Annotated in this window: 27 protein-coding genes; 15 read left to right on the top strand and 12 right to left on the bottom strand. The window is 60.0% G+C overall.

Annotated elements, in window-relative coordinates; translation table 11 throughout:
* Nucleotides 1–59: 59 nt before the first annotated feature.
* A complete protein-coding gene (gene bla / locus FHT85_RS10400) occupies nt 60–1061 on the top strand; it encodes a class A beta-lactamase (RefSeq protein ID WP_112412352.1) in 1002 nt (333 codons plus the stop codon).
* Nucleotides 1062–1144: 83 nt separating this feature from the next.
* On the opposite strand, the gene FHT85_RS10405 is transcribed toward bla, so the two are convergent.
* The 4 genes from FHT85_RS10405 to FHT85_RS10420 all read right to left on the bottom strand — a co-directional run bounded on the left by FHT85_RS10405 (nt 1145) and on the right by FHT85_RS10420 (nt 5985).
* Entirely contained in the window at nt 1145–1681 is a 537-nt protein-coding gene (locus FHT85_RS10405; protein ID WP_112398207.1) for a hypothetical protein, read from the bottom strand.
* Nucleotides 1682–1754: 73 nt separating this feature from the next.
* On the bottom strand, nt 1755–3272 hold the full coding sequence (locus tag FHT85_RS10410; protein WP_112398206.1) for a protein adenylyltransferase SelO: 1518 nt from the start codon (nt 3270–3272) through the stop codon (nt 1755–1757).
* A gap of 70 nt (nt 3273–3342) precedes the next feature.
* Nucleotides 3343–3870 carry a DUF1697 domain-containing protein gene (locus tag FHT85_RS10415; protein ID WP_112335611.1) on the bottom strand — a complete coding sequence of 176 codons (528 nt, stop codon included), beginning with the start codon at nt 3868–3870 and terminating at the stop codon, nt 3343–3345.
* Nucleotides 3871–3891: 21 nt separating this feature from the next.
* Nucleotides 3892–5985, bottom strand: a complete 2094-nt coding sequence (locus tag FHT85_RS10420) for a S9 family peptidase (protein ID WP_112398205.1) — start codon at nt 5983–5985, stop codon at nt 3892–3894.
* A 284-nt stretch (nt 5986–6269) separates the two neighbouring features.
* On the opposite strand from FHT85_RS10420, the gene FHT85_RS10425 reads away from it, so the two are divergent.
* A complete protein-coding gene (locus tag FHT85_RS10425; protein WP_112335613.1) occupies nt 6270–6659 on the top strand; it encodes a DUF930 domain-containing protein in 390 nt (129 codons plus the stop codon).
* Nucleotides 6660–6736: 77 nt separating this feature from the next.
* On the opposite strand, the gene FHT85_RS10430 is transcribed toward FHT85_RS10425, so the two are convergent.
* Together FHT85_RS10430 and FHT85_RS10435 are read right to left on the bottom strand one after the other, a co-directional pair.
* Entirely contained in the window at nt 6737–7069 is a 333-nt protein-coding gene (locus FHT85_RS10430) for a chaperone modulator CbpM (RefSeq protein WP_112398204.1), read from the bottom strand.
* Between the two features lie 3 nt (nt 7070–7072).
* Nucleotides 7073–7984 carry a DnaJ C-terminal domain-containing protein gene (locus tag FHT85_RS10435; RefSeq protein ID WP_112412351.1) on the bottom strand — a complete coding sequence of 304 codons (912 nt, stop codon included), beginning with the start codon at nt 7982–7984 and terminating at the stop codon, nt 7073–7075.
* Nucleotides 7985–8235: 251 nt separating this feature from the next.
* On the opposite strand from FHT85_RS10435, the gene FHT85_RS10440 reads away from it, so the two are divergent.
* Entirely contained in the window at nt 8236–9027 is a 792-nt protein-coding gene (locus FHT85_RS10440; RefSeq protein ID WP_112412477.1) for a polysaccharide deacetylase family protein, read from the top strand.
* Between the two features lie 74 nt (nt 9028–9101).
* Here the strand turns inward: FHT85_RS10440 and FHT85_RS10445 are convergent, their stop codons facing one another.
* Complete coding sequence (locus tag FHT85_RS10445) at nt 9102–10271, bottom strand: AI-2E family transporter (protein WP_112412350.1); 1170 nt, start codon at nt 10269–10271, stop codon at nt 9102–9104.
* A gap of 101 nt (nt 10272–10372) precedes the next feature.
* On the bottom strand, nt 10373–11239 hold the full coding sequence (locus FHT85_RS10450; protein ID WP_112335617.1) for a VOC family protein: 867 nt from the start codon (nt 11237–11239) through the stop codon (nt 10373–10375).
* Nucleotides 11240–11561: 322 nt separating this feature from the next.
* On the opposite strand from FHT85_RS10450, the gene trhA reads away from it, so the two are divergent.
* Nucleotides 11562–12230, top strand: coding sequence for a PAQR family membrane homeostasis protein TrhA (gene trhA, locus FHT85_RS10455; protein WP_112335618.1), 669 nt, complete (start codon nt 11562–11564; stop codon nt 12228–12230).
* On the opposite strand, the gene FHT85_RS10460 is transcribed toward trhA, so the two are convergent.
* A complete protein-coding gene (locus FHT85_RS10460) occupies nt 12205–12720 on the bottom strand; it encodes a hypothetical protein (RefSeq protein WP_112335619.1) in 516 nt (171 codons plus the stop codon). The genes trhA and FHT85_RS10460 overlap by 26 nt on opposite strands.
* 359 nt (nt 12721–13079) lie before the next feature.
* Here FHT85_RS10460 and FHT85_RS10465 point away from each other — a divergent pair, with 359 nt between their 5' ends.
* The 8 genes from FHT85_RS10465 (at nt 13080) to FHT85_RS10500 (ending at nt 20005) form a co-directional block, all read left to right on the top strand.
* Nucleotides 13080–15473 carry a putative monovalent cation/H+ antiporter subunit A gene (locus tag FHT85_RS10465; RefSeq protein WP_112412349.1) on the top strand — a complete coding sequence of 798 codons (2394 nt, stop codon included), beginning with the start codon at nt 13080–13082 and terminating at the stop codon, nt 15471–15473.
* Nucleotides 15473–15892, top strand: coding sequence for a Na+/H+ antiporter subunit B (locus FHT85_RS10470; RefSeq protein WP_112335621.1), 420 nt, complete (start codon nt 15473–15475; stop codon nt 15890–15892). The genes FHT85_RS10465 and FHT85_RS10470 overlap by 1 nt, the downstream gene beginning before the upstream one ends.
* A complete protein-coding gene (locus tag FHT85_RS10475; RefSeq protein WP_112412348.1) occupies nt 15892–16269 on the top strand; it encodes a Na+/H+ antiporter subunit C in 378 nt (125 codons plus the stop codon). Before FHT85_RS10470 ends, FHT85_RS10475 begins: the two co-directional genes overlap by 1 nt.
* 4 nt (nt 16270–16273) lie before the next feature.
* Entirely contained in the window at nt 16274–17833 is a 1560-nt protein-coding gene (locus FHT85_RS10480) for a Na+/H+ antiporter subunit D (RefSeq protein WP_112412347.1), read from the top strand.
* Nucleotides 17830–18303: a Na+/H+ antiporter subunit E gene (locus FHT85_RS10485; RefSeq protein ID WP_112412346.1), complete on the top strand. Its 474-nt coding sequence runs from the start codon at nt 17830–17832 to the stop codon at nt 18301–18303. The genes FHT85_RS10480 and FHT85_RS10485 overlap by 4 nt, the downstream gene beginning before the upstream one ends.
* A complete protein-coding gene (locus tag FHT85_RS10490) occupies nt 18300–18674 on the top strand; it encodes a cation:proton antiporter (protein WP_112335625.1) in 375 nt (124 codons plus the stop codon). The genes FHT85_RS10485 and FHT85_RS10490 overlap by 4 nt, the downstream gene beginning before the upstream one ends.
* A 5-nt stretch (nt 18675–18679) precedes the next feature.
* Nucleotides 18680–19039, top strand: coding sequence for a monovalent cation/H(+) antiporter subunit G (gene mnhG / locus FHT85_RS10495; protein WP_210293637.1), 360 nt, complete (start codon nt 18680–18682; stop codon nt 19037–19039).
* A gap of 534 nt (nt 19040–19573) precedes the next feature.
* The gene (locus FHT85_RS10500) at nt 19574–20005 is read left to right on the top strand and encodes a MucR family transcriptional regulator (protein ID WP_015339209.1); all 432 of its coding nucleotides are present in this window, start codon (nt 19574–19576) and stop codon (nt 20003–20005) included.
* A 72-nt stretch (nt 20006–20077) separates the two neighbouring features.
* Here the strand turns inward: FHT85_RS10500 and FHT85_RS10505 are convergent, their stop codons facing one another.
* On the bottom strand, nt 20078–20500 hold the full coding sequence (locus tag FHT85_RS10505; RefSeq protein WP_112335627.1) for a SufE family protein: 423 nt from the start codon (nt 20498–20500) through the stop codon (nt 20078–20080).
* A 129-nt stretch (nt 20501–20629) separates the two neighbouring features.
* Entirely contained in the window at nt 20630–21094 is a 465-nt protein-coding gene (locus FHT85_RS10510; RefSeq protein WP_112412345.1) for a DUF5330 domain-containing protein, read from the bottom strand.
* Nucleotides 21095–21546: 452 nt separating this feature from the next.
* Between FHT85_RS10510 and FHT85_RS10515 the strand changes: the two genes are divergently transcribed.
* The 3 genes from FHT85_RS10515 (at nt 21547) to FHT85_RS10525 (ending at nt 24551) form a co-directional block, all read left to right on the top strand.
* Complete coding sequence (locus FHT85_RS10515; RefSeq protein ID WP_112412344.1) at nt 21547–23100, top strand: sensor histidine kinase; 1554 nt, start codon at nt 21547–21549, stop codon at nt 23098–23100.
* Nucleotides 23072–24097, top strand: coding sequence for a peptidoglycan-binding protein (locus FHT85_RS10520; RefSeq protein ID WP_112412343.1), 1026 nt, complete (start codon nt 23072–23074; stop codon nt 24095–24097). The genes FHT85_RS10515 and FHT85_RS10520 overlap by 29 nt, the downstream gene beginning before the upstream one ends.
* A gap of 94 nt (nt 24098–24191) precedes the next feature.
* Nucleotides 24192–24551, top strand: a complete 360-nt coding sequence (locus FHT85_RS10525) for a DUF1491 family protein (RefSeq protein WP_112335631.1) — start codon at nt 24192–24194, stop codon at nt 24549–24551.
* A gap of 7 nt (nt 24552–24558) precedes the next feature.
* Here FHT85_RS10525 and FHT85_RS10530 read toward each other — a convergent pair whose 3' ends face one another.
* Entirely contained in the window at nt 24559–25566 is a 1008-nt protein-coding gene (locus tag FHT85_RS10530; protein ID WP_312861335.1) for a DUF2336 domain-containing protein, read from the bottom strand.
* Nucleotides 25567–25824 lie beyond the last annotated feature (258 nt).

The raw sequence follows: 25824 nt of genomic DNA on the forward strand, positions 1-25824 counted from the left end.
GGCTTGCCATATTCCTCGCATAGCCCAAAATCTGCCCGATTCTGCTGGAGGCCTCTCGCATGCCCACATTGCTAACCCGCCGCCGCCTCATGGTAGGCTCGGCGCTGCTTCTTCCCGCCTTGACGCTCGGCCCCGATGCGCTTTTTGCACAGGATAGCGGCACATCACCCCAGACGCCTGTGACAACGGATAATTCGGCGGCGCCCGGCGCCGGCAGCCAGGGAATGGAAAGCGACCGCGCAGCGCCGGATAATTCGCAGCTGTCCGACGATGTCGACAAGCAGCTTGCCGATCTGGAAAAGAAGACCGGCGGCCGCCTCGGCGTCTCCGTACTCGACACTGAAACCAATATTTCTCTCGGCCATCGCGAGGAGGAGCATTTTCCCCTGTGCAGCACCTACAAGGCGCTTGCTGCCGGCTTTGTGCTGGCGCGCGTCGATCAGGGCACGGAAAAGCTCGACCGCCGCGTCACCTACGGCAAGGACAAGATCGTCACCTATTCGCCGGAAACAGAAAAGCACGCCGACGGCGATGGGATGACCATTGCCGAGCTGTGCGCAGCCGCAATCACGCTGAGCGACAATACGGCTGGCAATCTTCTGCTCGAAAGTTTCGGCGGACCCGCCGCTTTGACCTCGTGGCTGCGCACCACAGGCGACACCGAGACCCGCCTTGATCGCAACGAGCCGGATGTCAACCAGGCCGTCAAGGACGACCCGCGCGACACGACGACCCCGGATGCGATGCTGGATTCGATCGGCCTTCTGACACTCGGCAATACGTTGTCGGAAACATCGAGGGAGCAGCTGGTCAACTGGCTCGTCGCCAATACGACGGGAAATAATCGCTTGCGGGCCGGCCTGCCGAAGGAATGGAAGGTCGGCGACAAGACCGGTACCGGCAATAACGGCTCCTATGCCGATATCGCCGTCATCTGGCCGCCGGACCGAGGTGCGATCCTGGTCACGACCTTTGTTGCCGAGGCGACTGCGCCTGCAAAGGACGTCGAGGCAGTGTTTGCTGAGATCGGCAAGATTGTCGTCGACATGGTCGGACAATAGCGAGATATCGATAATGAAAACAAGACGATAAGAGAGAGATGTGAATCAGGTCCGTATCGTCTTCAAGTGGTTTGGCAATTGACTTAGACCAGCGCCAATGCCGCAGCTGCGCTGTCCGTTTCCTGATCGCTATCATCATCAGTGTTGCCGGCTCCGAGCTTCTGCTTGATCTCATCGGCAATCTGGTCGTTGATTGCCTTCTGCTCGTCGGCCGGCAAGGACTTGAACGAATCTTCCGTCAGGCCATGCGCCTCGAGATATTGCGCGCGGATCTTCTGAGCCGGCGTCATGTTCGCCCATTTGGCAAACTCGTCGAGAATGTCCTGATCGGATTGCCCGCTTGACGATGCCGAGCTGCTTCCGTCCGCGGCCGCCACGCTATCCTGCTCGCCGCCGTCGGCCGAGGTCGAAGACGACGTGCTGCCGAACTGGCTGAGCCAGAAGCCGGATGAAATCGAGGAGGGGACGCCGCTGGACGAGATGGACGGTCCCTGCGAATCCTCCTGCTGGCCGTCGCCGTCGTCCGGCAGCGAGAAGGGTGTGCTGTCGTCACTGTCGCTGCTTTGCTGGCTGCGGATCGGCGTGCTGAAATAATTTTGGGTGCTGCTGTGCACTTTCATCGTCATATCTCCCGATGGGTTGCGGGGACGATGACTCTGCAAACCTGTCCGGAGCTTATGTGCTCAAGCTTTCTCAGGTGCCGCAAAAGGTTTGGAGCACTCGTTCCGCCGGCAATGGCGGTTCGGCATAAGGCGCAAAAGCAGGCTGATCCTGGTAAGGAGTTGCCAGCACCTTCAGCAGGGCCTCAAACAACGAGAAGTCACCATCCTCAACGGCAGCTTCGATGGCCTGCTCGATTCGGTGATTGCGGGGAATGAAGGCCGGATTGACCTTGCGCATCGCTTCAGCTCGCGCTGCCGGCGCCTGCGGATCGCGAGCAAGCCGCTCGCGCCAGCGTTCCAGCCATGGCGCAACAGATTGCGGATCGTTGAAAGTGGCGGCGAAATCGCCGCCGTCCCCGTCCCCGTCCCCGTCGCCGGCAAGTGCGGCTAGGCGGCGAAACGCCAGCGTGAAATCCGCATTCTGCTGCTGCATCGTCGCCAGCAGCGACTGGATCAGGTCCAGATCGCCGTCCTCTTCGCTCACAAGCCCGATCTTGGCGCGCATGCCGGCAAGCCAATAGGCCTGAAAGCGTTCGCCATAGGCTTTGATGACCGTGTTTGCCAGGTCGATCGCCGCATCGACGGACGAGTCGATCAGCGGGATCAGCGTCTCGCCGAGGCGCGCAAGATTCCATTGGCCGATAGCTGGCTGATTGGCATAGGCATAGCGGCCGTTGCGGTCGATGGATGAGAACACGGTCGCCGGATCGTAGGCATCCATGAAGGCGCAGGGACCGAAATCGATCGTCTCGCCAGATACGGTCATATTGTCGGTGTTCATCACCCCATGGATGAAGCCGACATGGAGCCAGCGCGCGATCAATGAAGCTTGCCGATCGGCCACGGCTTCTAGCAGTGCAAGATAAGGGTTCTTGCGGTCTCTGATTTCCGGGTAATGCCTGGCAATGACGTGATCCGCCAGGGTCCGCACGCTCTCCGTATCGCCCCGCGCCGCAAAGAACTGGAAAGTGCCGACGCGGATATGGCTCGCCGCCACGCGGGTAAATACCGCACCGGGCAATACTTCCTCGCGATAGACAGGCTCGCCTGATGTCACGGCCGCGAGCGCCCGCGTCGTCGGAATGCCGAGCGCATGCATGGCCTCGCTGACGATATATTCGCGCAGAACCGGGCCAAGCGCGGCGCGTCCATCGCCGCGGCGGGAAAACGGCGTCGGTCCCGGACCCTTGAGCTGAATGTCCCGGCGCTTGCCGTTGCGATCCTTCACCTCGCCAAGCAGGATCGCGCGGCCATCGCCAAGCTGCGGAACGAAATTGCCGAACTGGTGGCCGGCATAGGCCATGGCGATCGGTTGCGATCCCGGCAGCAGCTCGTTGCCCGAAAAGATTGCCGCCGCATTTTGCTTCAGCGTCTCCACATCCAGCCCGAGTTCCCGTGCCAGCACCTCGTTGAACTTGATCAACTGCGGCGCAGCAACCGGCGTCGGCGCCTGGTCCGCAAAGAACTGCGGCGGCAGGCGCACGTAGCTGTTGTCGAAGGCGATCGGAGGCGCCCGAAGCGCGGTGTCATCGTGAAGAGGAGAGCTCATGCTCCTAAGGTAGGGCCGGTGCGTGGGAGGCGCAAGGCGGATATCGTAATCGGCTTTGCTGTTGCCGATTTCAAAGTCCGCTGTCCTCCAGCTCCCGTGCCATCTCCGCAAGCTTGCGCACCGTATTGAGATTTCTGGACGTGCCCGCCTTCAAGGCCGGCAGCTTCAGCTTCGAGCGCCCGGAGCCATCGGGGTAATGCACGTAGATTTCGCGGCCGGCGATATGCACTTCCTCGCCCCCGGGTGCGACGAGCTTGGTGAGTGCATCTTCCGGTGCCGCCTCCTGCAGGAAAGTCACCAGCAGGTAGTTCGGCTTGGCATGCGGGAAGGGCGAAGTATCAGCCGCCCTTTCCAGAGCCTCGCGGCTGCGTAGGATCACGCCCGGAGACTTGCCCATCTTGTCCGCCAGTGCCTTTTCAAGCCGAGCCTGCACCGTTGCCTCGTCCTCGTCGGCGCGGAAGACCACATTGCCGCTCTGGATGTAGGTGCGCACATCCTTGAGGCCGATCTCTTCGCAGAGCGCCTTGAGATCGGTCATGGACAGCATGCCGGTACCGCCGACATTGACGGCACGTAGCAGGGCGACGAAGATGGTCATGATTTCCTCCCGCCGTTCCGTTTACATCTTTTCAGCGACCTTGACGGCGAAGGCGTATTCGAACGCCACTTCCTCCAGCCGCTGGAAGCGGCCGGAAGCGCCGCCATGGCCGGCATCCATGTTCGTCTTCAGGAGAATAGGCGCATTGCTGGTGGTTTTCTCACGCAGCTTGGCGACCCACTTGGCCGGTTCCCAATAGGTGACGCGCGGATCGGTGAGGCCGCCGAGCGCGAGGATCGGCGGGTAGGGCTTCTCGCCGACATTGTCGTAGGGACTATAGGCGGCGATCTGCTCGTACTCTTCCTTGCTCTCGATCGGATTGCCCCATTCCGGCCATTCCGGCGGCGTCAGCGGCAGCGTGTCGTCGAGCATGGTGTTCAGCACGTCGACGAAGGGCACGGCGGCGATGATGCCGGCGAACTTCTCCGGCGCCATGTTGGCGATCGCCCCCATCAGCATGCCGCCGGCCGATCCGCCCTCGGCAATGATCTTCGCGTAAGAAGTGAACTTCTCCTGATTCAAATAGTCGGCGGCCGCGATGAAGTCCTTGAAGGTATTGGTCTTCTTTTCCATCTTGCCGTCTTCGTACCAGGCAAAGCCCTTGTCCTTGCCGCCGCGGATATGGGCGATGGCATAGACGAAGCCGCGATCGGCGAGCGACAGGCAATTGGTATTGAAGCCGGCCGGGATGGTAACGCCATAGGCGCCATAACCATAGAGCAGACAGGGGGCCGAGCCGTCGAGAGGCGTGTCCTTGCGATAAAGCAGCGTTACCGGCACGGTCTCGCCATCCCAGGCGGGTGCGAAGACGCGGCGCGTCACATAGTCTTCCGGATTGTGGCCAGAGGGCACTTCCTGCGTTTTCAGCAGGGTGCGCTCGCGCGTCACCATATTGTAGTCGTAGAGCTGGCTCGGGGTTGTCATCGAGGAGTAGGAGAAGCGGATGACATCCGTATCGTATTCTGCCGCACCCTGCAGGCCGAGCGCATAGGCCTCCTCCTCGAAGGCGATCGCGTGTTCCTCGCCGGTACGACGGTCGCGGATGATGATGCGCGGCAGGCCGTCCTTGCGCTCCAGCCAGAGGAGATGGCGGGCATAGGCGAGATGGCTGAGGATCAGCGTGCCCGGCTTATGCGGCACGACTTCACGCCAGTTTTCCTTGCCTGGGTTCTTCGCCGGCGCTTCCATGATCTTGAAATCCTTGGCGTCGCCGTCATTGGTGAGAATGTAGAAGACGTCGCCGCCTTCGCTGATCTCATATTCGATCTCGGTTTCGCGCTCGGCCACGATCTTGGGCTCGGCGGTGAGATCCGAGGTCGGGATGATGCGGTATTCGCTGGTCTCGTGATCGTGGATATCGATGAAGATGTAATCGTCGAGCAGCGAGCCGCCGACGCCCATGAAGAAGCCCGGATCCTCCTCCTCGTAGACGAGCCGGTCGTCCGACTGCGGCGTGCCTATGATGTGATGGAAGATCTTCGAGGGGCGATGGTTCTCGTCCTGATGCGTGTAGAAGAAGCTCTTGCCGTCGGGCGCCCATACGGCGTCGCCACCGGTATTCTCGATCACGTCGGGCAGATCTGCGCCGGTCTCGAAATTGCGGATTTTCAGCGTGAAATATTCCGAACCCTTGTCGTCATAGCCCCAGATGCCGAGGCTGTGATCGGAGGAATGATCGAGGCCTGAAAGACGGAAATAGGATTTTCCCTCATTCTCCTTGTCACCATTCAGCAGCAGCTTGCGTTCGCCGCCGTTGCGCGGTTCGCGGAAGAAGTGGGGCTGCTCGCCGCCGGTGACGAAGAGCGTGCCGTAGGCATAGGGGCCATCCTTCATCGGTATCGAACTGTCGTCTTCCTTGATACGGCCCTTCATTTCGCCGAAGAGAACCTTCTGTAGCTCTTTCGTGTCCGCCATCGCCGCGTTCATGTAGGCGTTCTCCGCCTCCAGATGCGACCGGATTTCCGCCGCCAGGATCGACGGGTCCTTGAACATGGCCTGCCAGTTGTCGGCCCGCAGCCACGCATAATCGTCGGTGCGGGTGATGCCGTGACGTGTATCCGTAAACGGCTTCTTCGGAGCGGCAGGCGGGGTGGGAAGATTCTTGAAAACTGACACGAGGGGCGCTTTCTCTGGAGTGAAAGTCGGATGTGAAGTGAAGAGAGAAATAGAGGGCAGCGACGTGAGGTTCAAGCGGCAAGTCTGTTCCTCAAGCTCCATGCAAGCAGCCGATATTAGTCTTGCTGAACCGTGCAGCGTGTGGGAGGCCGCATCGGGGCGTGCCTTGATGAGACCACATTCTTTCTCGAAGTCGGCATACAGTGCGTCGACACGAAGGCAACCAGCCTTCTCCGATGGAGCGAACGCACTCAAATCCAAAACAATGCAAGGGACCGGTCTTCATGCTGAAACTCTTCGCCATCCTGATTCCATTGGCCAGTATTGCCACCTCCGCCTTCGCGGTCGATGCGGCTATCAAGAAGCAGTTGGAGAAGCTCGATCCCTCGGAACGAATGGAACAGGCGTGCGACGCAGAGGCCATGAAGCGGATCGGCACGGACAAGACGGGTTTCAAGCCGGACAAGGTGATCGCCTATACATTCGGCGATCCGGATATGCAGCCGGATGCCATGAATGCGCCCGGCGCCGTCTTTCGCAGCAAGGGTGACTGGTATCACCTCTCATATACGTGCGTGACCGGGCCGCAGCATATTCATGTCCGCGATCTGAGCTATCAGATCGGTGACAAGGTGCCGCGCGACGCCTGGCAGGAGCATTATCTTTACGATTGAGCGTCCGGGTGAGACACCAAGGGCCTCCGGACATCACTTCATGGCGGCCATGTTCTATCCTGAGCTAGCTCGCTGCCTTATCGCCGTCTCAGCGATTCCTCACGGGTTAGCTCCGCTAGGATGTGGTCCTGCACATCGGGCGGCTGCCGGCATACGGCATCCGTCAGGTCGCGTAATGTCGCCCTGAGGCTGTGAAGCTGATCGACTAGATCCATGACGACATCGACGCCCGGCTCATTGACGCCCATCGCGCTGGCGAGATCGAGGATGAGCCGGCCGCGGGCAATGTCGGCGTCACGGAAGTTGCGGCCCTGATCGGTGACTTCGGGGACAACCCAGCCCTGAGATATCCAGACTTCCAACACCGTGGTTTCGATCCGGAGGTGAAGTCGAAACTCGTTCTCGTTCATCGCTTATCCTCCCATGGTCTTTCTGGGATCTTGCGCCTTGCCTGCCTCCCATTCGGAAACGAAGCGCGTCAGCTCGGGGTCCGGCGCCTCTGGGAGGACGATCTTCAGCGAGACATAGGCATCGCCATTGTCTTTGCCGCGGACAGGGGCACCCTTGCCCTTCAAACGCAGTACTTTGCCCGTATTGGAGTTCGGCGGCAGCGTCACCGTAACTGCGCCGGATGGCGTCGGAACCCGGATCTTGCCGCCAAGCACTGCCTCGCTCAGCGAAATCGGCACTTCCATCCGGATATCGTCGCCATCGCGAGTGTAGACGCTGTGCGGGCGGACACGCACCGCAATCAGTGCGTCTCCGGGCTTGCCACCGTTGAAGCCTGGATCGCCCTTGCCCTTTAGCCGAAGCGTCTGCCCATCACGTGTTCCCGGCGGGATTTGAACGTCCAGGGCGGGGCCGTCCGGCAGACTGATCTGCTTCTTGGCACCGTTGATGGCGTCGAGAAAATCGACCTCCATCGTGTAATGACGGTCTTGACCCTGCATTTGCGATTGGCCCCGGCTGCGCCGCGAGAAGAAGCTGGAAAATATATCGTCGGCATCGCCGAAATCGGCAAAGCCGCCCGCATTCTGATAGGGACCGCGATGGCCTTCCTGTGCCGCATAATCACGGTAGTAGTTGCGCGGCGCCTGTTCGGCGCCGCTGTTGTCGATTTCACCGCGGTCGAATCGTGCACGCTTCTCCTCGTCGCCGAGGATGCCGTAGGCTGAGGAGACATCCTTGAACTTGTCCTCGGCTTGCTTGTCGCCGGGGTTGAGGTCCGGATGCAGCTTCTTGGCAAGCTTGCGATAGGCGCTTTGAATATCCTTTTGCGGGGCGTCCCGCTTTACGCCCAAAACTTCATAGGGATCGCGACTCATACATGTCTCTCTTTGGGAGCACGGAAAAATATGCAGATAGTGTCACGCCAATCTCATATCAATCGTAGCATAGACGCGATGAGGTTGAAGCCCGTTTCACGCCTGATGCATTTCCGATGTGAAATGGCATAATCCCGCCAGTCTGCCATATTTCCGGCGTGTTGCCGGATGATGGCGGGCATTGCGGCCGGGAATGGCATCATCTTCCTGCCGCCAGATTTCGTTTGCTTGATCGATCCGGTGGCCGCCTGATGAAACGCCTTTTGCTGACATCCATGCTCTTGTTTGCCGCAAAGCTTGCTTTTGCCGCCCAGCCGGAGCAGCCGCCTGCCGGTTGGCCGCAATTGCCGCCGAAGGCCCCGGTTTCGAAGGTCAAGCTCGTCGAGCCACATCTGCACGTCGATCGTGCAGGTAAGGGCACACCCCGCATTGCGCTTACCTTCGATGCCTGCATGGGCAAGACGGATCCGCGCATCTTGAGCACGCTTGTCGATCAGCGCATCCCGGCAACCATCTTCGTCACCGCGCGCTGGCTTCGGACCAATCCGGACGCATTGAAGGTTTTCCTTGCCCATCCTGATCTCTTCGAACTGGAAAACCACGGGCAGAACCATATCCCGGCTGTCGATGTCCCGACCAAGGTCTATGGCATTGCTGCCGCCGGTTCGCCGCAGGCGGTTGCCCAGGAAGTTCAGGGCGGCGCCGATGCGATGACTGCCGCAGGCATCCCGCAGCCGCGCTGGTTCCGCGGCGCGACCGCGAAATACACACCCGCTGCCATCATGCAGATCCGCGGCATGGGCTATCGGATCGCCGGCTATTCCGTGAATGGCGACAGTGGGTCGCTGCTGCCGGCCAAGATGGTGGAAAAGCAATATGCCTCCGCGAGGGATGGCGATGTCATCATCTCCCATATCAATCAGCCGACGCACGCGGCGGGTGAGGGGGTAGCGGCCAGCATCCTTACGCTAAAGGCAAAGGGCGTTAATTTCGTTCGCCTGCAGGATATCGCTGAAAAAGGCGATGACGACACGACGAACTGATCGCCAGACCGGCCCGAATATTTCCAGGAATAGTGCGCGGCACTTTTCCGTGCGGAGCGGCAAAAGACAATGCTCTAACCCGGCAATTGCGGCTGGGCTTTTTCCTCGATGAAAAGCTCGTCGATGACCGTCATGACGATCAGAGACAGTGGCAGGGCCAGCATGGCGCCGACGGCGCCCCACATCCATGTCCAGAAGATAATGGCAAGGAAGACGATAAAGGGATTGAGCTCCAATTGGCGTCCCATGATTGCGGGAAAGACGAGGTTTTCCACGGCCATATGCACCCCGAAGAAGGCTACGGCCGGTGCCAGACCGAAAATGATATCCGAATGGGTGACGATGCCCGCGATCGCGAGCGAGAGCGTCATCGTGGTCACGCCAAGGAACGGAATGAAGCTGGATACAAAGGCGAAAACGCCCCAGAGAATCGGCAGGCTCATGCCGCCTACATAGGCGATAACAGTCATGGCCACGCCGATCCCGACATAGATCAACGAAGCGGTTGCGAAGTAAAATCCGAGCACCCGCTCTACGGCATTGATGATGCGGATTGCAGCGAGGCGGGATGCTCTCGTAGAAAAGGTCATGATGATGGTCTTGCGCAAGCTCACCCTGCCGGCGAGGAACAGCAGCAAGGCAGCAAAGAAGATCAGGATCTGTACGATTGCGGGCGTGAGGCTCGTGGATACGAGGTGCAGCACATTGCCGCTGTTTTCGAGCACGGTGCTGATCGAGACAGGGCTGCCCTGAAATGTTTCGGACGAGATATGCAGCCATTTGAAACGGCCGAGATAGGGCATCAGCCGGTCGGAGGTCCGTTGGACGAAATCGGGCAGCTCCTGTGCGAGCGTGGCCACAGGTCCGGCAAGCGCATTGACAATGAGGAAGATAGTCAGCGCGACGCCCGATGAAAGGAGGACAGCGTTCAAAACGCGAGGCACGCCGAGCTTGCTGAGCTTTTCTGCCGCAAGCCCAAGAATCATGCCGACGACGACCGCCAGCGTCACCGGAATGAGGATCAGCGACATCATGTAGACGCCCGCCAAGGCGAACATGAGGAAGATGCCTATGGTAGCCCAGGAGGCGGCGACATCAAGCCTGCTGCGCCTCCAGCCATGGGACATGCCGAAAATACTGTCCTCGCCGCCGTCATCGTCGGATGCATTGCGTTCCGCGTCGGGCCTGCCTTCGCGTACAATTGTTGCTTCCGATCGCTGCGTGACGAACTTATCGACTTCCATGCCCTGCGGGTTCCTGAAGGCACGATTGCCTCACCATTTAAACGCGGAAAGGCTTGTTCCGGTTCCGTAACGGGCATGAAGCGATAGCGAATAGAAGCAAATCAGGCGATCAGGTTCAGCCCAATGCCCCAGGGGTCGCGCAGCGATATGCCGCCATCACGTTTCTCGGTCTTGATTTCGTGCTTCTCCAGAGCCGCTGCTGCCTTATCGAGCGCAGCTTTGTCGTTGAACCGCAGCGTATAGTCGGAAAGGCCGGTCATATGTTCGCTGCGCACGCCGGCGCCCCGGCTGTTCCAGGTATTGGCGCCGAGATGATGGTGATAGCCGCCGGTGGCAAGGAAGGTCGCGCCCGGATAGCGCGCCGCCATGACCTTCATGCCGAGCACGTCGCGATAGAAGGCGTTCGCTTCGGCCACGTCGCCGACCTGCAGGTGGATATGGCCGATGGCCGAGCCCTCTGCCATGCCGTCCCAGCGATCCTGCGGGGCGCTTTCGTAGAGCTTCTGCAGATCGAGCCGGAGCGTTGCCATCTCGACCGTGCCGTCATCGTGAAACGTCCATTGCTCATGCGGCCGGTCGGCATAGATCTCGATACCATTGCCTTCCGGGTCGGACAGGTAAATGGCTTCACTGACGATATGGTCCGAAGCGCCTTCCAGCACGACATTGTTTTGGGCGGCATGGCGAAGCCAGCGCGCCAGCTCGATGCGGCTCGGCATCAGGAAGGCGGTGTGGAACAGGCCGGCGGCCGTTGCCGGTGCACGCGTCGCGGCCCGATCCGTCGTCAGCGTCAGAAGGGGATGACCGGTGACGCCCAAAACCTCGCCGCTTGCCGTCTTCTCGATGACCTTCAGGCCAAGCATATCCTGGTAGAAGCGCGACACGAGCGGTAGATCGGTAACGACAAGATGGGATCCGCCGACATAGGCGGGACGGGTCAAGGCGTAGGAGGGGGCGGCTTCGGTCATGGCGTAAGTTCCAACCTCGATAATCTTGAAAAAGGCAACCGGCGTCGGCGGCAATGGCCGCCAGCGGCGGGCAGGAGGGTTTCGCCGGTTGATATGCCTCTTTGATCCCCTGGCCCGCTGTACTTGCACATTCATATGGCGGATTTCGATTGTTCACAGAAGGCCATAAATTGCGGATTGAGCGTTCGCTTTCCATTGACGGGGGCGAGCAGACCGGCAGCACGCCATTCACGAAGATTGATCGATGCGCGCGTTTGGCGCAGTTGCGTCCTCTTCGCTCCGGTGCAAGGATCGATGCGCTACGGAAACGGAACCGGATGAAATGACCGAGTACAGAGGCATCCGTTGGGCCTATGACCGATATGAGATTATCGCGGACGGCATCGTCAATGGCGTCGGCGTGGTCTTCGCGCTGATCGGCGCCACCGTATTGATCTTCTATGCGACGGTTTGGAGCTCCTATGGCGGTATCGCCGCCGCCTGGATCTACGGCGTCGGTCTGGTGCTGACGCTCGGGATGTCCTTCACCTACAATTTATGGCCCGTGTCTAGGACGAAATGGTTTCTCCGCCGCTTCGATCATTCCTTCATCTATGTCCTCATCGCCGCCACCTATACGCCTTTTCTGGAGCGGGGGGCCGAAGATCCGCTGCTTTTGGGCGTGCTGATCGCCGTCTGGGTCTTTGCGGCCTTCGGCATCATCCTGAAGGTCCTTTTTCCGGGACGCTTCGATCGGCTGGCGATCCTGCTCTACCTTGCGATGGGCTGGAGTGGCATCCTCGTCGCCAAGCCCGTTTCCATGCATATCCCGTTTGCCTCGATGCTGCTCATCGTCATCGGCGGCGTGATCTATTCGCTCGGCGTGGTCTTTCACGTCTGGGAAAGGCTGCGTTTTCAGAACGCCATCTGGCATGGCTTCGTCGTTACCGCGGCCGCCGTACACTATTCTGCGGTGCTGACCTGTTTCAGCCTGTCGCCGGAAAATTTTTGACGATCTCGGCTGTGGGCGCGCATTTCTTCGTCGAACGCAGGCTGCGCACCAGGCGCATGACGACGGCGTCGTAGCGCTGCATATCAGCCTTTGAATAATCCATCTGGAAGAAGGCGGCGCCTCCGTTGCAGAGCGCGACCCCACGCACATAAACGATGCGCCCCTGCCTCGTGCCGGAAAAGCTGATGCCGCGCGAGTTCGATTTCGAATAGGAAATTTTCCAGCCCTGGTCCCTGGCGAGCGCCACGCGCCCATTCGCCTCTGAAATGAAATCGCCATTGGCGATCATCGTGCCGAAGACCTGCAGCGAAGCCGAGCGATCTGCCGGCGATAGCGAAAGCCGGTCGGTATCCTCGGAAGGGGCGGTAAGACGGAATTCCGACGGCAGCTCGATCGCATAGCCAAGACCTGCATTGTCATAGGACCACCAGTCCGCGGCAGAGACCGGGATGGTCGAAAGGAGCAGGAGGCTAATGACGCGGGTGAGCATTGCGGTTTCCGGGAGGCAGGGTCTGCAAACCGGTCAAGAGTAGCGCTTTTTTGAGCGCAATTTCCATAGCGGTTCAGAAAATACCGATAAATTAGCGCAAATTCATTACAACTTCATTGCGAGCCATGCAGTAATGACGGGAATTCGGCAATGGTGCGATGTCCAAACCGGCATCGTGGGCTTCCGGACGATCCGTTATGTCCCGCAACCGCTAAGGCCGCTGGCAGCAAAAATCGATTTCAGTGGTTTAAGTCCGGTTTTCCCTCGGCAGGGCTTGAGGCCATGTGCCCTTTCGCCTATCCCTTCAAGACCGCTACGGCTTTGCCGGATTCTGCATAAACGTTCAGTTTGGGGGGAACATGGCCGCCGCCGCCGCGGGCCTGACATTCCTGGCTCTATGCCTGCCCTTTCTCGGTGCGCTGATCGCGCCGGTTGTCGTTCGGCGTTTGGGCCACAATGCAGCGTGGCTCCTGGCGCTGCTTCCCGGCTTCGCCTTCCTTCATTTTGCGAGCCTCCTTCCCACTGTCGCCGCCGGTCGCGTCCAGCTTGGCGGTTTCGATTGGGTGCCGAGCCTTGATCTTAGGTTTTCCTGGCTGATTGACGGCCTGTCGCTCACTTTCGCTCTGCTCATCACCGGCATCGGCACGCTGATCGTCCTCTATGCCGGCGGCTATCTGAAGGGGCATGTCGATCTCGGCCGATTCTTCTCGTTCATCTTTCTTTTCATGGGCTCGATGCTCGGGCTCGTGGTTTCGGACAGTTTCCTGACGCTCTTCGTCTTCTGGGAGCTGACCTCGATCACCTCCTTCCTGTTGATCGGCTTCGATCATCATCGGGAAGCGTCACGGCGGGCGGCGCTGCAGGCGCTCGTCGTCACTGGCGGCGGCGGGCTTCTGCTGCTGGCTGGCCTGCTGCTGATCTGGCAGGCGACCGGTATCGGCGCAATGTCCAATCTCCTGAAGGCCGGCGATATCATGCGCGCAAGCCCGTTCTATCTTGCAGCCCTCATTCTTGTGCTCGGCGGCGCCTTTACCAAATCGGCGCAGTTCCCATTTCACTTCTGGCTGCCGAATGCCATGGAAGCGCCGACCCCGGTCTCGGCCTATCTGCACTCCGCAACCATGGTAAAGGCAGGCGTCTACCTTCTCATGCGGCTCAATCCGGTCATGGGCGGGACAATGGCCTGGCAGACGATCCTGCCGGCCTTCGGCGCGGCGACACTGCTCGTCGGAACTCTACTTGCCATTCGCCAGACCGATCTGAAGCTGAAGCTTGCCTATACGACAGTCTCCTCGCTCGGCCTGCTCGTGATGCTCACCGGTTTCGGCACGGATTATGCCGTCGAGGCCGCCGTCCTCTATCTCGTCGCGCATTCGCTGTTCAAGGGCGCCCTGTTCATGGTCGCCGGCATCGTCGATCATGAAACCGGGACGCGCGATATCACCCGGCTTGGCGGCCTGCGTTCGGCCATGCCGCTGACCTTTGCAACCGCGCTTGCTGCGGCGGTGTCGATGGGTGGTCTGCCGCCGGCTTTCGGCTTCCTTGCTAAGGAAGAAATCTATGCCGCGCTGGCGCAGTCATCGCCGGCTGCGATCATCCTCGCCATCATCGCCGTGGCCGGCAATGCGCTGATGTTTGCCATCGCCTTTGCCGTGGCGTTGAAGCCCTTCATAGGGCCGCGAACCGAAACGCCTCACCGGCCGCATGAGGCGCCACCATTGCTCTGGCTGGGGCCGGCGGTGCTCGCTCTTCTCGGCCTCCTGTCGGCTTTGTTTTCGGCCCCTTGGCACGCGTATGTCTCTTCGCCAATGGCGAGCGCCGTTGGCGGTAAGGCACTGGAAATCTCTGTCTCTTTGAGCCCGCATATCGGCTTGCCCCTTGCACTTTCGCTGGTCACCGTGCTGATCGGTATCCTTGTATATTGGCAGCTCGATCGCGCCCGCTTCCTGATGTCCGTTGTCCTGCGCGCATTCGGGCCGGGACCGGATCGCGGCTTTGACGGCTTCATTTTCGGCCTGGTGCGGCTGTCGCATGGCGTCTCCCGTCTCCTGCAGCCCGGCCGGCTGGAAATCTATGTCACCGTCACCTTCCTCTGCCTGGCGGCAATGCTGCTGATTCCTCCTATGATCCATGGCGAACTGCCCGCCATGCCAGCCTGGCCGAATCTGCAATGGCATGAGGCGACGATCTTCCTGATCGCGGTCATCGGCGTTACGGCGGTGGTCTTTGCGCGCGACCGGCTGACGGCGATCGTTTCGCTCGGCATCCAGGGCTTTGCCGTCGCCGTCATTTTCCTGCTGTTCGGCGCGCCGGATCTTTCCTTCACGCAGTTCATGGTCGAGACGCTTGCGGTGGTGATTCTGGCGCTTGTCATGACGCGCCTGCGGCTTTCGCCTTCCGATCGCCGGCCACCGCTCGCCAGGATCGCCCATGCCGTGCTTGCCACTGCCTGCGGCAGCGGCTTTGCACTCCTGCTGCTGAAGGTGACCCAGGCGCCGTTCGATCTGACGCTGACCGCCTTCTTCAATCAATATTCGAAGCTGATCGCGCATGGCGACAATGTGGTGAACGTCATCATCGTCGACTTCCGCGGCACGGATACGCTCGGCGAAATCGCCGTCGTCGCCATAACCGGTCTTGCGATCCTGGCGCTGATCCGTATCCGGGCGGGCGGCGAACGCAAACTGGCGACGAATGACCCTGATCTTGAGGAGAAGCTCGGCTTCGAGGAAGGGATGGAGGCCAAGCGCTAATGAATACGCTGATCTTCCGCACCGCCGCGCCGTTTTTGACGGCCCTGATGTTGCTCTTCTCCGTCTTCGTGCTGCTGCGCGGCCATAACGAGCCCGGTGGCGGCTTTATCGGCGGCCTGATCGCGGCTTCGGCGCTCGCGATCTATGGCATCGCCTGTGGTGTGACCGCGGTCCGGCGCGCGATTGTCTTCCATCCGCTGTCGATTGCCGGCTTTGGGCTGCTTGCGGCCACCATCGCAGGCATCCTGTCCTTGTTGGCTGGCGTGCCGTTCATGACGGGGCTGTGGATCTATCCGCATCTCTTCGGTGTCGAAGTGCCGCTTTCCACCGTCATGCTCTTCGACACAGGTGTCTATCTGGTCGTCGTCGGCGCCATCACCTCGATCGCGCTCGCGCTCGAAGAGCGGGAGGTGGATTGATGGAGGCCGTCTTCGCCGTCGTCGTCGGCATCTTCTTCACCGCTGCCATCTATCTCATGCTGTCGCGGTACTCCATCCGCATCATGCTCGGCATCGCGATCCTCGGCAATGCCGTCAACCTTCTGCTGTTCACGGCAGGCCGCGTCACGCCCGAAGTCCCGCCCATCATCCAAAGAGGGGCAACCACGCTCGATCTTGCAGCCGCCAATCCGCTGCCGCAGGCCTTGATCCTGACGGCGATCGTCATTTCCTTCTCGTTCCTGGCCTTTCTGCTTGTCCTGACCTATCGGGCCTATCAGGCCTTGAAAACCGACGACACGGACGAAATGCGGCTCGCCGAACCGGAGAAGCGGCCGCTGCCGCCCTTGGGGTACTGACGCCATGGCCGGACCCACGGATACCGCAGTTGATCTCTCCCAAGCGCTGGTTGCCGCGCCGATACCGATGGGACATTGGCTAGTCATTTCGCCGATCGTCTTGTGCATCGGGCTCGGTGCGATCCTTCTGATGCTGCGCAATCGCACCGAATGGCAGGCGGCGGTCGCCATTCCCGGCCTTGTGCTGCTGGTTCTGATCGATGCCGCCTTGCTCTATAGGGTTGTCAGCGACGGCGCCGTGACCATGGTCATGGGGCGATGGCTGCCGCCCTTCGGCATTGCCTTCACCGTCGATATTTTCGGCGCGCTCATGGCCTTGACGGCGGCGGTCGTCGCGCTCGCGGCAAGTTTCTATTCGCTTGGCGAAATCACCGGGAGCAGCCGGCGATATGGCTTCTTTCCATTCCTGATGCTGCTGCTGGCCGGCGTCAGCGGCGCCTTTCTGACAGGCGACGTCTTCAATCTCTACGTATGGTTCGAGGTGCTCCTGATCTCTTCCTTCGGCCTGCTGATCCTCGGCTCGGAGCCGGAGCAGATCGACGGCGCACTGAAATATGCCGTATTGAACCTCATCGCGACCACGCTCTTCCTCGTTTCCGTGGGTTATCTCTACGCTGTTTTCGGCACGCTCAACATGGCCGATATCGCGGTGAAGGTGCGGGCGGGTGACAGTAACGCGCCGCTGATGACGCTCGCCGGCCTGTTCCTGCTGGCTTTCGGCATGAAGGCCGCCGCCTTCCCGGTCAATTTCTGGCTTCCGGCCTCCTACCACACCCCGCGCATCACCGTTTCGGCTTTGTTTGCCGGCTTGCTGACCAAGGTGGGCATCTATGCGCTGATCCGGATTCTGGTCATGCTGTTGCCTGTCGAGCGGGCAGGGCTCGGCCCGCTTGTTACGATCATCGCCATCGTGACCATGCTTGTCGGGGTGATGGGTGCGCTGGGTGCAAATGATATCCGCCGAATGCTGGGCTACATCGTCATAGCCGGCATCGGCACGATGCTGGCGGGCGTGGCTCTTGGCAGTGTCGACGGTCTCAGCGGAACGATCTTCTACGCCTTGCATTCGATGGTGTTGATGACGGCGCTTTACCTGATTGCCGGGCAGGCGGCGCATCTCGGCGGAGGCTTTTCACTGACAGTTCTTGGCGGCCTCTATCGCCAAAACGGTTGGTTTGCCGGCCTCTCGCTGGTCCTGTTCTTCGCCATTAGCGGCCTGCCGCCATTTTCAGGCTTCTGGCCTAAGGTCGTACTCGTCAAGGCGGCGTTTGCGGCAGGGGCCTGGTGGCTCGCCGCGGCAATCCTTCTGGTTGGATTCCTGACGACCATCGTTTTCGGGCGGGTGTTTCTTCTTGCCTATTGGCGTTCCGCCGCAGCCAGCGCCACGGCGGAGCGGATGAAATGGCATGCCGCGCTGCCGCTTCTTGGTTTGACCCTGCTTGTCGTGGGCTTCGGCTTGTTTCCGGAATGGCTCCTGCGCTTGACGCATGCGGCCGCTCTCGGCCTCGAGCAGCCGACGGCCTATCTTCAATCCGTCTTTCCGGCGGTGGGAGGCGCTCAATGATCCTGTTTATCTTCAACCTGCTGCTTGCCATTGTTTGGGTGGCCATCACAGGCAGCGCCTCTTTCCTCAACCTGCTGTTCGGCTTCGCCCTTGCGGCAGTTGCCCTGTCGATCGTCCGGGCGTCCTATGGAGGCGGACTCTATCTGGGCCGGGTGCGCAAGATAATTTCGCTGTTGCTGCTGTTTCTGGGTGAGCTTGCCAAATCGGCCTGGGCGGTCGCTGTGGCGGTCATGAGCCCGAAGATGGACGTGAAGCCTGGGGTCTTTGCATTTCCGCTGACGGTCGACCGCGATTTCGAAATCACTCTACTTGCCAATCTGATCACGCTGACGCCCGGCACCCTATCCGTCGATGTTTCCGACGACCGTAAGATACTCTACGTGCACGCGCTCGATTGCTCCGATCCGGAGGCCATCCGGCGCAGTATCGCGGATGGTTTCGAACGCCGGATCATGGAGGCTTTCCGATGATCGCCGCATCCGTTGTTTCGGCCGGTGCCATGGTGGCGCTCGGCATTCTGAGCGTGGCGTTCCTGCTGACCGTCTATCGTGTCGTTGCCGGCCCGACATTGCCGGACAGGGTCCTGGCACTCGACATGCTGGTCGCGATCGCCATCGGCTTCATCGCTGTCATTGCCATCAAGACCGGGTTCACGCTGTATATCGATATCGCCATTTCGCTCGGTCTTGTCGGCTTTCTCGCCACCGTCGCCTTCGCGCGGTTTATCCTGACGCAGGCACAATCGAATGCGGCCGAACGGGTCGGCGCCGTGCAGAGTGCGGACGTCGCTGCCGAGGGCAGGAAGATACGAAGGCGCAAGCGAAAGAAGGGGGGCCGATAGTGGATATGCTTTGGGCCGTCATAGTAACGGCGCTTCTACTTTCGGGTGCGTTGTTCTCGCTTATCGCGGCGATTGGCATCGTGCGCCTACCCGATCTCTACAGTCGCATGCATGCCGCGTCGAAGGCGGGCACCGTCGGCTCCGGCCTGTTGTTACTTGCCGTCGGCGTCCACTCGCAGGACATGTCTATTCTGGCGCGGGCATTGGCCGGGTTTGTTTTTTTCATCTTGACGGCGCCCATTGCGGCGCATCTTCTCGCGCGTGCGGCACACAAGGCAGGCCATCGGCTAACGCCGCCTTCGGTAAGGGATGAACTCCTCGCAAGAGAGCAAATCGCAGTACGAGGGTATAGAAAAAAGGGCTAACAAACGCGGAAATTGTTCTATTAGGAATAACTTTTCGCGTTATTAGTTACCTGCTTTTTAATAGATGAATTTTTTGCAAAGAAATGTAGGGATTAAAAACTGGACATTTGGGTAAAGAGTGCTAATTCAGATTCAAGTAGAGTTCTGATGTTAAGTTAGTCTCGACCGGGTTTAAGCTCTCGATGCTTTTATCTTTCTTTGATGAAACGCTGAGCAAAACTTTCTTCCGGTAAGCGATTAAAGATCACTATCGCGGGTCACTAATTTTGATATCAGGCGGCAAGGGGCGGTTTTCTCTCGCATGAGGTCTAGGGGTGGATTTCATGCTGCGGGAAATTTGGCTTTATCCACCGTTTTCTTGCTGTCGACTGCTACGAATACGGGCAGTGCGTTCGCGCGGATTGCTCGGCGCTGGGAGATAGCGAAATCAACAGATTTCTTTAGCCAGGCGCAAAATCATTTTAGCAACGTTGCGTCCTGCGTGCTCTTCGTAGGCGTGGACGCAGCAGGCAAGCCGATGAACAGGAGAACACAATGACAGATGCGGCCCTCGGCAACGGGCAGGAGTTACTGGTTGAACTGACTGCCGACATTGTTGCGGCCTATGTCAGTAACCATGTCGTACCGGTCAGCGACCTTCCGAATTTGATTTCCGACGTACATTCCGCCTTGAGCAGCACCTCGGCTCCGGCACCTGCCGTAACCGTGGTCGAAAAGCAGAAGCCGGCCGTATCCGTTCGTAAATCCGTACAGGACGACCAGATTACCTGCCTCGAATGTGGCGGCAGCTTCAAGTCCCTGAAGCGCCATCTCATGACTCATCACGGCCTCTCGCCGGAAGAATATCGTGAAAAGTGGGATCTCGCTGCCGATTACCCGATGGTAGCACCGGCTTATGCGGAAGCCCGTTCACGCCTTGCAAAGGAAATGGGCCTCGGCCAGCGCCGTAAGCGCGGCGCCCGCTAAGGTCTTCATGACAGACTGAAGATAATCCGGCTTTCGGGCCGGGTTATCCGCAATGATTGCTGGAAATCCAACCTACGCCGCGGTCCTGACCCGAGCCTCTTCGCGAATACGCTTGATCATCGAGCGCAATCCATTGGCGCGCTGCGAGGAGAGATGCTCCACCAAGCCGATCTTGCCGAAGACGTCGAGTGCGTCGAGAGCGGCGATTTCCGAAGCCGGCTTTCCGGAATAGGTTGCAAGCACGATCGCCACCAATCCCCGTACGATATGCGCGTCTGAATCGCCTTCAAAGGTCAATATCGGATTGTCCGGATCGCCAGACGCATGCGTGACGAGCCAGACCTGGCTCGCGCAACCCTGGACCTTGTTTTCAAGCGTCCGCTTTTCCTCCGGCAGATCAGGCAAAGCCTTGCCGAGCTCGATCACAAAGCGATAGCGGTCCTCCCATTCGTCCAGGAAGGAAAAGTCTTCGATGATCTTCTCAAGCGGTGTCATTGCAGCAGTCCAGATTGTCCATTGTCTTGGATATAGGCGAAACGGTGCCCGATTTGAACCCAGCACGACAAAGAACGCCACCGACCATAGGGATCGGCGGCGCTGAAGTTGGGGCCAATGGAAGAAATGTCAGATATGTGGGCGCGGCATCGGCAGCGGAATAGAGGACGGCAGCTTGACCGTGCCGGTAACGACGACGTCAGCCGTTTCTGTACCAGTGACGCGCTTGGCCGGCAGCGGCTGCGCCATGGCAGCGACTTGATCGGTGTTAGCGCGAGGCGCCGCGACATTGGCTTCGGCGGCAGACTGCTGATCCTTGAAGTGACGGCCGAGCATGTCGTAGGCGACGCGAGCGCCGTCGCCAACCTGATAGCCGAGCGCCGTCAGTGTTTCGCCGCCCTTGGCGCAGACATCCGGCTTCTCATTGCACATGGCGCCGACATATTGCACGACACCGGAGGCGGCTGAAATCGCATCGGAAACCTGTAGCGTCGTTTCACCTGCCGGCCGGGGAGCACCCTCGGGCTTTGCAAAGATCGGCAGGAACATGAGAACCAGCGAAAACCAGAACCCTGCTCTAATCAGAAACCACATCGCCTAGCCCATCCTCTCTGTCGATCGGCTCGATCGCCGATTCGGACTTGCCCGCCCGATCTGGTTCGAACCTACCCGGCAGAGGACAACAGCGCTTTTCAAAACTCGGCAGCATTTTCTGCAATTTTGATTCAAATTTTAGCTTTCCGACTTTGAAGAACACTTTGGTTCAAATTGTAGCAATTGATGTTAAGCATGTCTCGCCCGATGCCGTTGATATGCAGGGCTTTGCGGAGGCCGGCCTCGTCACAAAAGTTAACGCGCAGCGGAAATATGAATAAAATCCGTTGCTTACCTGCTGTTAACCACAAAAAGCAAAGGTCGCTCGTTCTGCGCCAAAACGGGATTTTGAAGGCTTTTCGGCCGCCTGGCCCGTTCCTTCTTTATTCTTTCCTTAAGCCGGCGGAGCCTATTGTTCAGTCCGATAAGTGACCGTTTTGACGGGTTGTAGCGTGCGCGTATTGAGTGACATTTCTGTCGGGGCTGAAGCTCTCGTGGACCGGGTAGGCCGAAGCTGGCTCTCCCGGACGAGCGGGAATGGCGAAGTTCGTGGGCAGGAACTGGCGATCCTGCGCCGGCTTGCGCTTGCCTCTTCCGTCGCGCTGTTTGCTGTTCCGGCCGGCCTTTCCTTTATTACCAGCCCGGCCGTGGCGCTGCCTGCCGGTGTGGCCACAGTCTGCGCGGCCTTCCTCTTCTCGGCCGTCGGCAGCATCGCGCTGTCGCGCCAGCGGCCCGAATCTCGTCCGGCCGAGGCCGTTGTCGTCGAGCACCGCGACCTGATGCTGGAGTCGGCCTTCGGTCTCGTCCTGCTCTTCGATTCCCAAGGCAATGTGACGACGGTCGGCGGTCGGGACCGTGCAGAGTTCCTGAGCTGGATGCGCGATCCCACAGGGCGTGGTTTCGTCGAGCAGATTCATGTCTCGGACAGAATCGTCTTCCTGCAGGCAATCGATGTGCTGCGCCAGGGCAGGGATGCCCATGGCGCCGATTTGCGGCTGGAGCGCTCCGCGGTCGTGGGTGGCGATCAACAGTTCGTCCATGTGCGGATGGAATTGAGTGCACGCCGCGACGCCGAAGGGCATCTGACGGCGATCATCGGGCAATTGCGCGATATCTCGCAGGACCAGCAGCTTCGCGATGATGCGGCGCGCAAGGCGGCCGAAGCGGAATCCGCCAACGACGCCAAGTCACGCTTCCTCGCTGCCGTCAGCCACGAACTGCGCACCCCGCTCAACGCCATCCTGGGCTTCTCCGATATTCTGAGCGGCGAATATTTCGGCAAACTGGAAAATGACCGCCAGCGCGAATATGTCGGCTTGATCCGCCAGTCGGGCGCCCATCTTCTGTCGGTCGTCAATACCATGCTCGACATGAGCAAGATCGAGGCCGGCCGCTACGAACTGCTGCTCGAATCCTTCGCGATCGAGGACACCATTGCGACGTGCGAAGCAATGCTGGGGCTGCAGGCGAAGGAGAAGGGGTTGACGCTGACAAGCCGTATCCAGCGCGGTCTCGGCGAGATCATCGCTGACCAGCGGGCGATCCAGCAGATCCTCATCAACCTTATCGGCAACGCCATCAAGTTTACCGATGCCGGCGGCGCGATCACCATTGACGCGGCGATGGCCGATGGCATGCTGAAATTGTCGATCGGAGACACGGGCATCGGCATTGCCAGCGAGCGCCTTGCCTCGCTCGGTCAGCCCTTCGTGCAGATCCAGAACGATTACACCCGTCGTTACGCCGGCACCGGCCTCGGTCTGTCGCTGGTCAAGGGCCTCGTCGGCCTGCACGGCGGAAACTTCTCGATCGCCAGCGCGCCGGGCGAGGGCACAGTCATTACCATCCTCATTCCGTTCGACGGCTCTGGTGCCGTGACGATGCAGCAGCCTGTGGATGTCAATCGCCCTGTCGATTTTCCGCCGCGCCTGAAACATATTGTGGAGATAGATGAAGGGCGAAATAAGGAACTGATGAATGGCCCCGCAAAAGCGAAAATCGCCTAAGGGAAGGGGGAAGGGCAGGCGCAAGCAGCCCGGCCTGGCTTCCCGTGGTGCGGTTGCCCTTGGCAGCCTGAGCCTGCGCGGCAGCACCGCGCTGGGCGGCCTTGGCCTTCGCGGTGCGGGTGCGCTCGCCGCTCTGATCGGCAGTGCAGTCGGCCGTCATCCCGCCATTGCTGGCGGCGTCGCGCTCTTCTTCGGGGTTTTCGGTTTCGTCACCGCCAACGCGCTCTGGTATCAGACGGGCGCGCATCCATCGCCCATATTGCGGACCCGTGATCCGGCGTCGCCCTATCAGATCCCCGGCCGCAAATCCTTTTTGCATGCACAGCAGGCCGACGCAGGCAATGTCACCACCTTCCGGATCGAGCGGCAGGATTCGGCGTCCGATCTCGCCCCGCCGTCGTCAACCGGCCAGGTCGCAGCACAATCGTCCAGCGCGCCGTCGAAACTCATTGCCGATATCCAGGGCGAACTTATCCGACACGGCCTTTATGACGGCGCCGTCGATGGAAAGCCGGGATCGCGCACGACATCGGCCATCCTTTTCTTCCAGGAGGCGTCGGGCCTCTCACAGACCGGCACGCCGACGCCGGAACTTCTCGCCGCCCTTAAGGCCAGCAATGCCGCCAACGCCCAGGCTGCAAGCTACAAAATGAATACGACAGCTGTTGTTCCCGCCGCACGCCCCGTCAATATTTCCGCTACGGCGGATGCGATCGACCCGGTCGCCGCCGCCATCCAGAATGCCGAGAAGAACATTAAGACCGGCGCCGTCGCGGCCAAGGCGACGCCCAGCGATGCGGTTAACACGGTCAACATGGTCATGCAGATACAGAAGGGCCTGAGCAACATCGCCTACAGCAACGTCAGCATCGACGGTGTTGCCGGAGAGCAGACGAAGGCAGCTATCCGGCGTTTCCAGAAGCACTATCGCTTGCCGGAGACCGGGGAGCCGAACATGGCGGTCCTTAAGAAGCTGCAGGATATCGGCGCGCTTTGAGCGTGTCGTCCGAACGCTTATCCCTCGAGTTGGCACAATCGGGTAGCGGATGGCTTCGATTGCCTTGGCGGCCCCTCGTCGTTATAGCTCCCCTATGAGATTGCGCAGCGACATCTTTGTTTCCGCTCTTGTCCGCCGCCTGTTCGCCAGGGGCGATTTTGCTGCCGTGGAACGCAAGGGCGAGGAGCAGGCAGGCGCGATCTTCATCCGCCAGCGTTTCCGCGACGGATTAGAGACCCTCTACGCGCCGGCACCGCAGAGCCTCTTCGATGAGGAGGAGAGCGGCACGCGGCTTTTCGAAATCCGCGTCGACCGCAGGGAGCCGCAGGAAATCCGCGAAACCCTTGATCGCGAGCTGAAGTTCGATCCCGATTTGTGGATCGTCGAGCTTGAGACGGACGATATCGGCGATATCGTCCCCTTGGCCGGTTTCCGCGCCAATCCGTTGGATTGAGCCGTCCTTATCGACGGTTCGCCACGCGAAACGCGCGTGTGGACGCCGAATTCGGCCCGAACAGCGGTGTTGCAGGACGCTGGGAAGGTTTTTCCTGTGGCAGGTAGGTGTAGCTGTCGGCGCGGCGCCAAGCCTCGACGCGCGCCTGACTTTCTTCCGCATCGATATCATCGAGCACCAGCCATGCCCGGCTGACGCTGCCGTGCCGTTCGGCCAGGTGCGGATAGAAGCGCTCGAGCGAATAGACGGCATCGGCAATGCCCATGCCGAGGCTGACGAGCGTGACGGCGAGTTGTTGCCCCGAAGTGTCGAGCAGGATGCGTTCGGCGAGCCAATAGCTGGAGGAAAGGGCATCGGCGAGCGTCGTTGCGAACTGCACCGCATCGCGCTCGCGCGCAAAGCGGACGAGGAGTGCCTCCTGCGTCTCGCTGAGGCTGCGCAGACCGAGCCGGTCGCTGTCGTCGCGGGTCAGATGGCGCGCAGCCTGTTTGATCTGCTGGCGCAGGATTTCCTCACGCGATTGCCGTTCGGTTTCCGACGTCTGGGCCTGCGATGAAACCATATCAACTGGTCGCTCCGCCACTGTCATACCACGTTCCGGCTCGGCCTGATGCAGACCGACGAGCGCGTCTATGACTTTCGGGGACAGGGACGAGCGGCGGACGATCGCGCGCGCATGGGCGGCCCCTTGCGTGCGGGCAATGGTGATGAGCGTTTCGTCATCGATCGCTTGCGAGCTTGTCAGGAAGGGAGCGGCGATCGCGATCGGCTGACAGCCGATGAACAGGGCAACGGCCTGCGGCACCGTTTCGCATTGGGAAAGGGCGGCAACTGCCTGTCGCTTCGCTTCGTCGGAGGATGCCTGGAAAACGGGGGTGAAAAGCTCCGCGAACTGTCGAAGCTCCGATTTGGACGGATGGCCCATGCCCTCGAAGCTGGTGATCGTCGCCATCAGAACCACGTCCTTCTTGCGGACAGTCGCAGGCTCTTCAAGGTCTCGAAACCGATCACGCACGCCAACACCCATACTGATACGCCGAACAAAAAAGCAGGGAGCCCCAAGATCGACCATGGCTTCCGCTTCAGTTCACTCCAGTCGAACCGGACGACTCTTTCGATAAAGAGGGCGTTCTCGGCGATGACTGTCGAAACGGGTATGGACACGGTCGTCCTTATCTGGCTTTCGCGAAAGATTAAGGCCGGCAGGGTTAATGGTTCGTGAAAACTTTATTAAAATCCGAATAAAAATTGCGCGTTAAGCTTGCGCGAGGAG

Origin of the sequence: Rhizobium sp. BK312 (genome assembly GCF_014193605.1) — a bacterium.
In the GTDB taxonomy this organism is placed as follows: Bacteria; Pseudomonadota; Alphaproteobacteria; order Rhizobiales; family Rhizobiaceae; genus Rhizobium.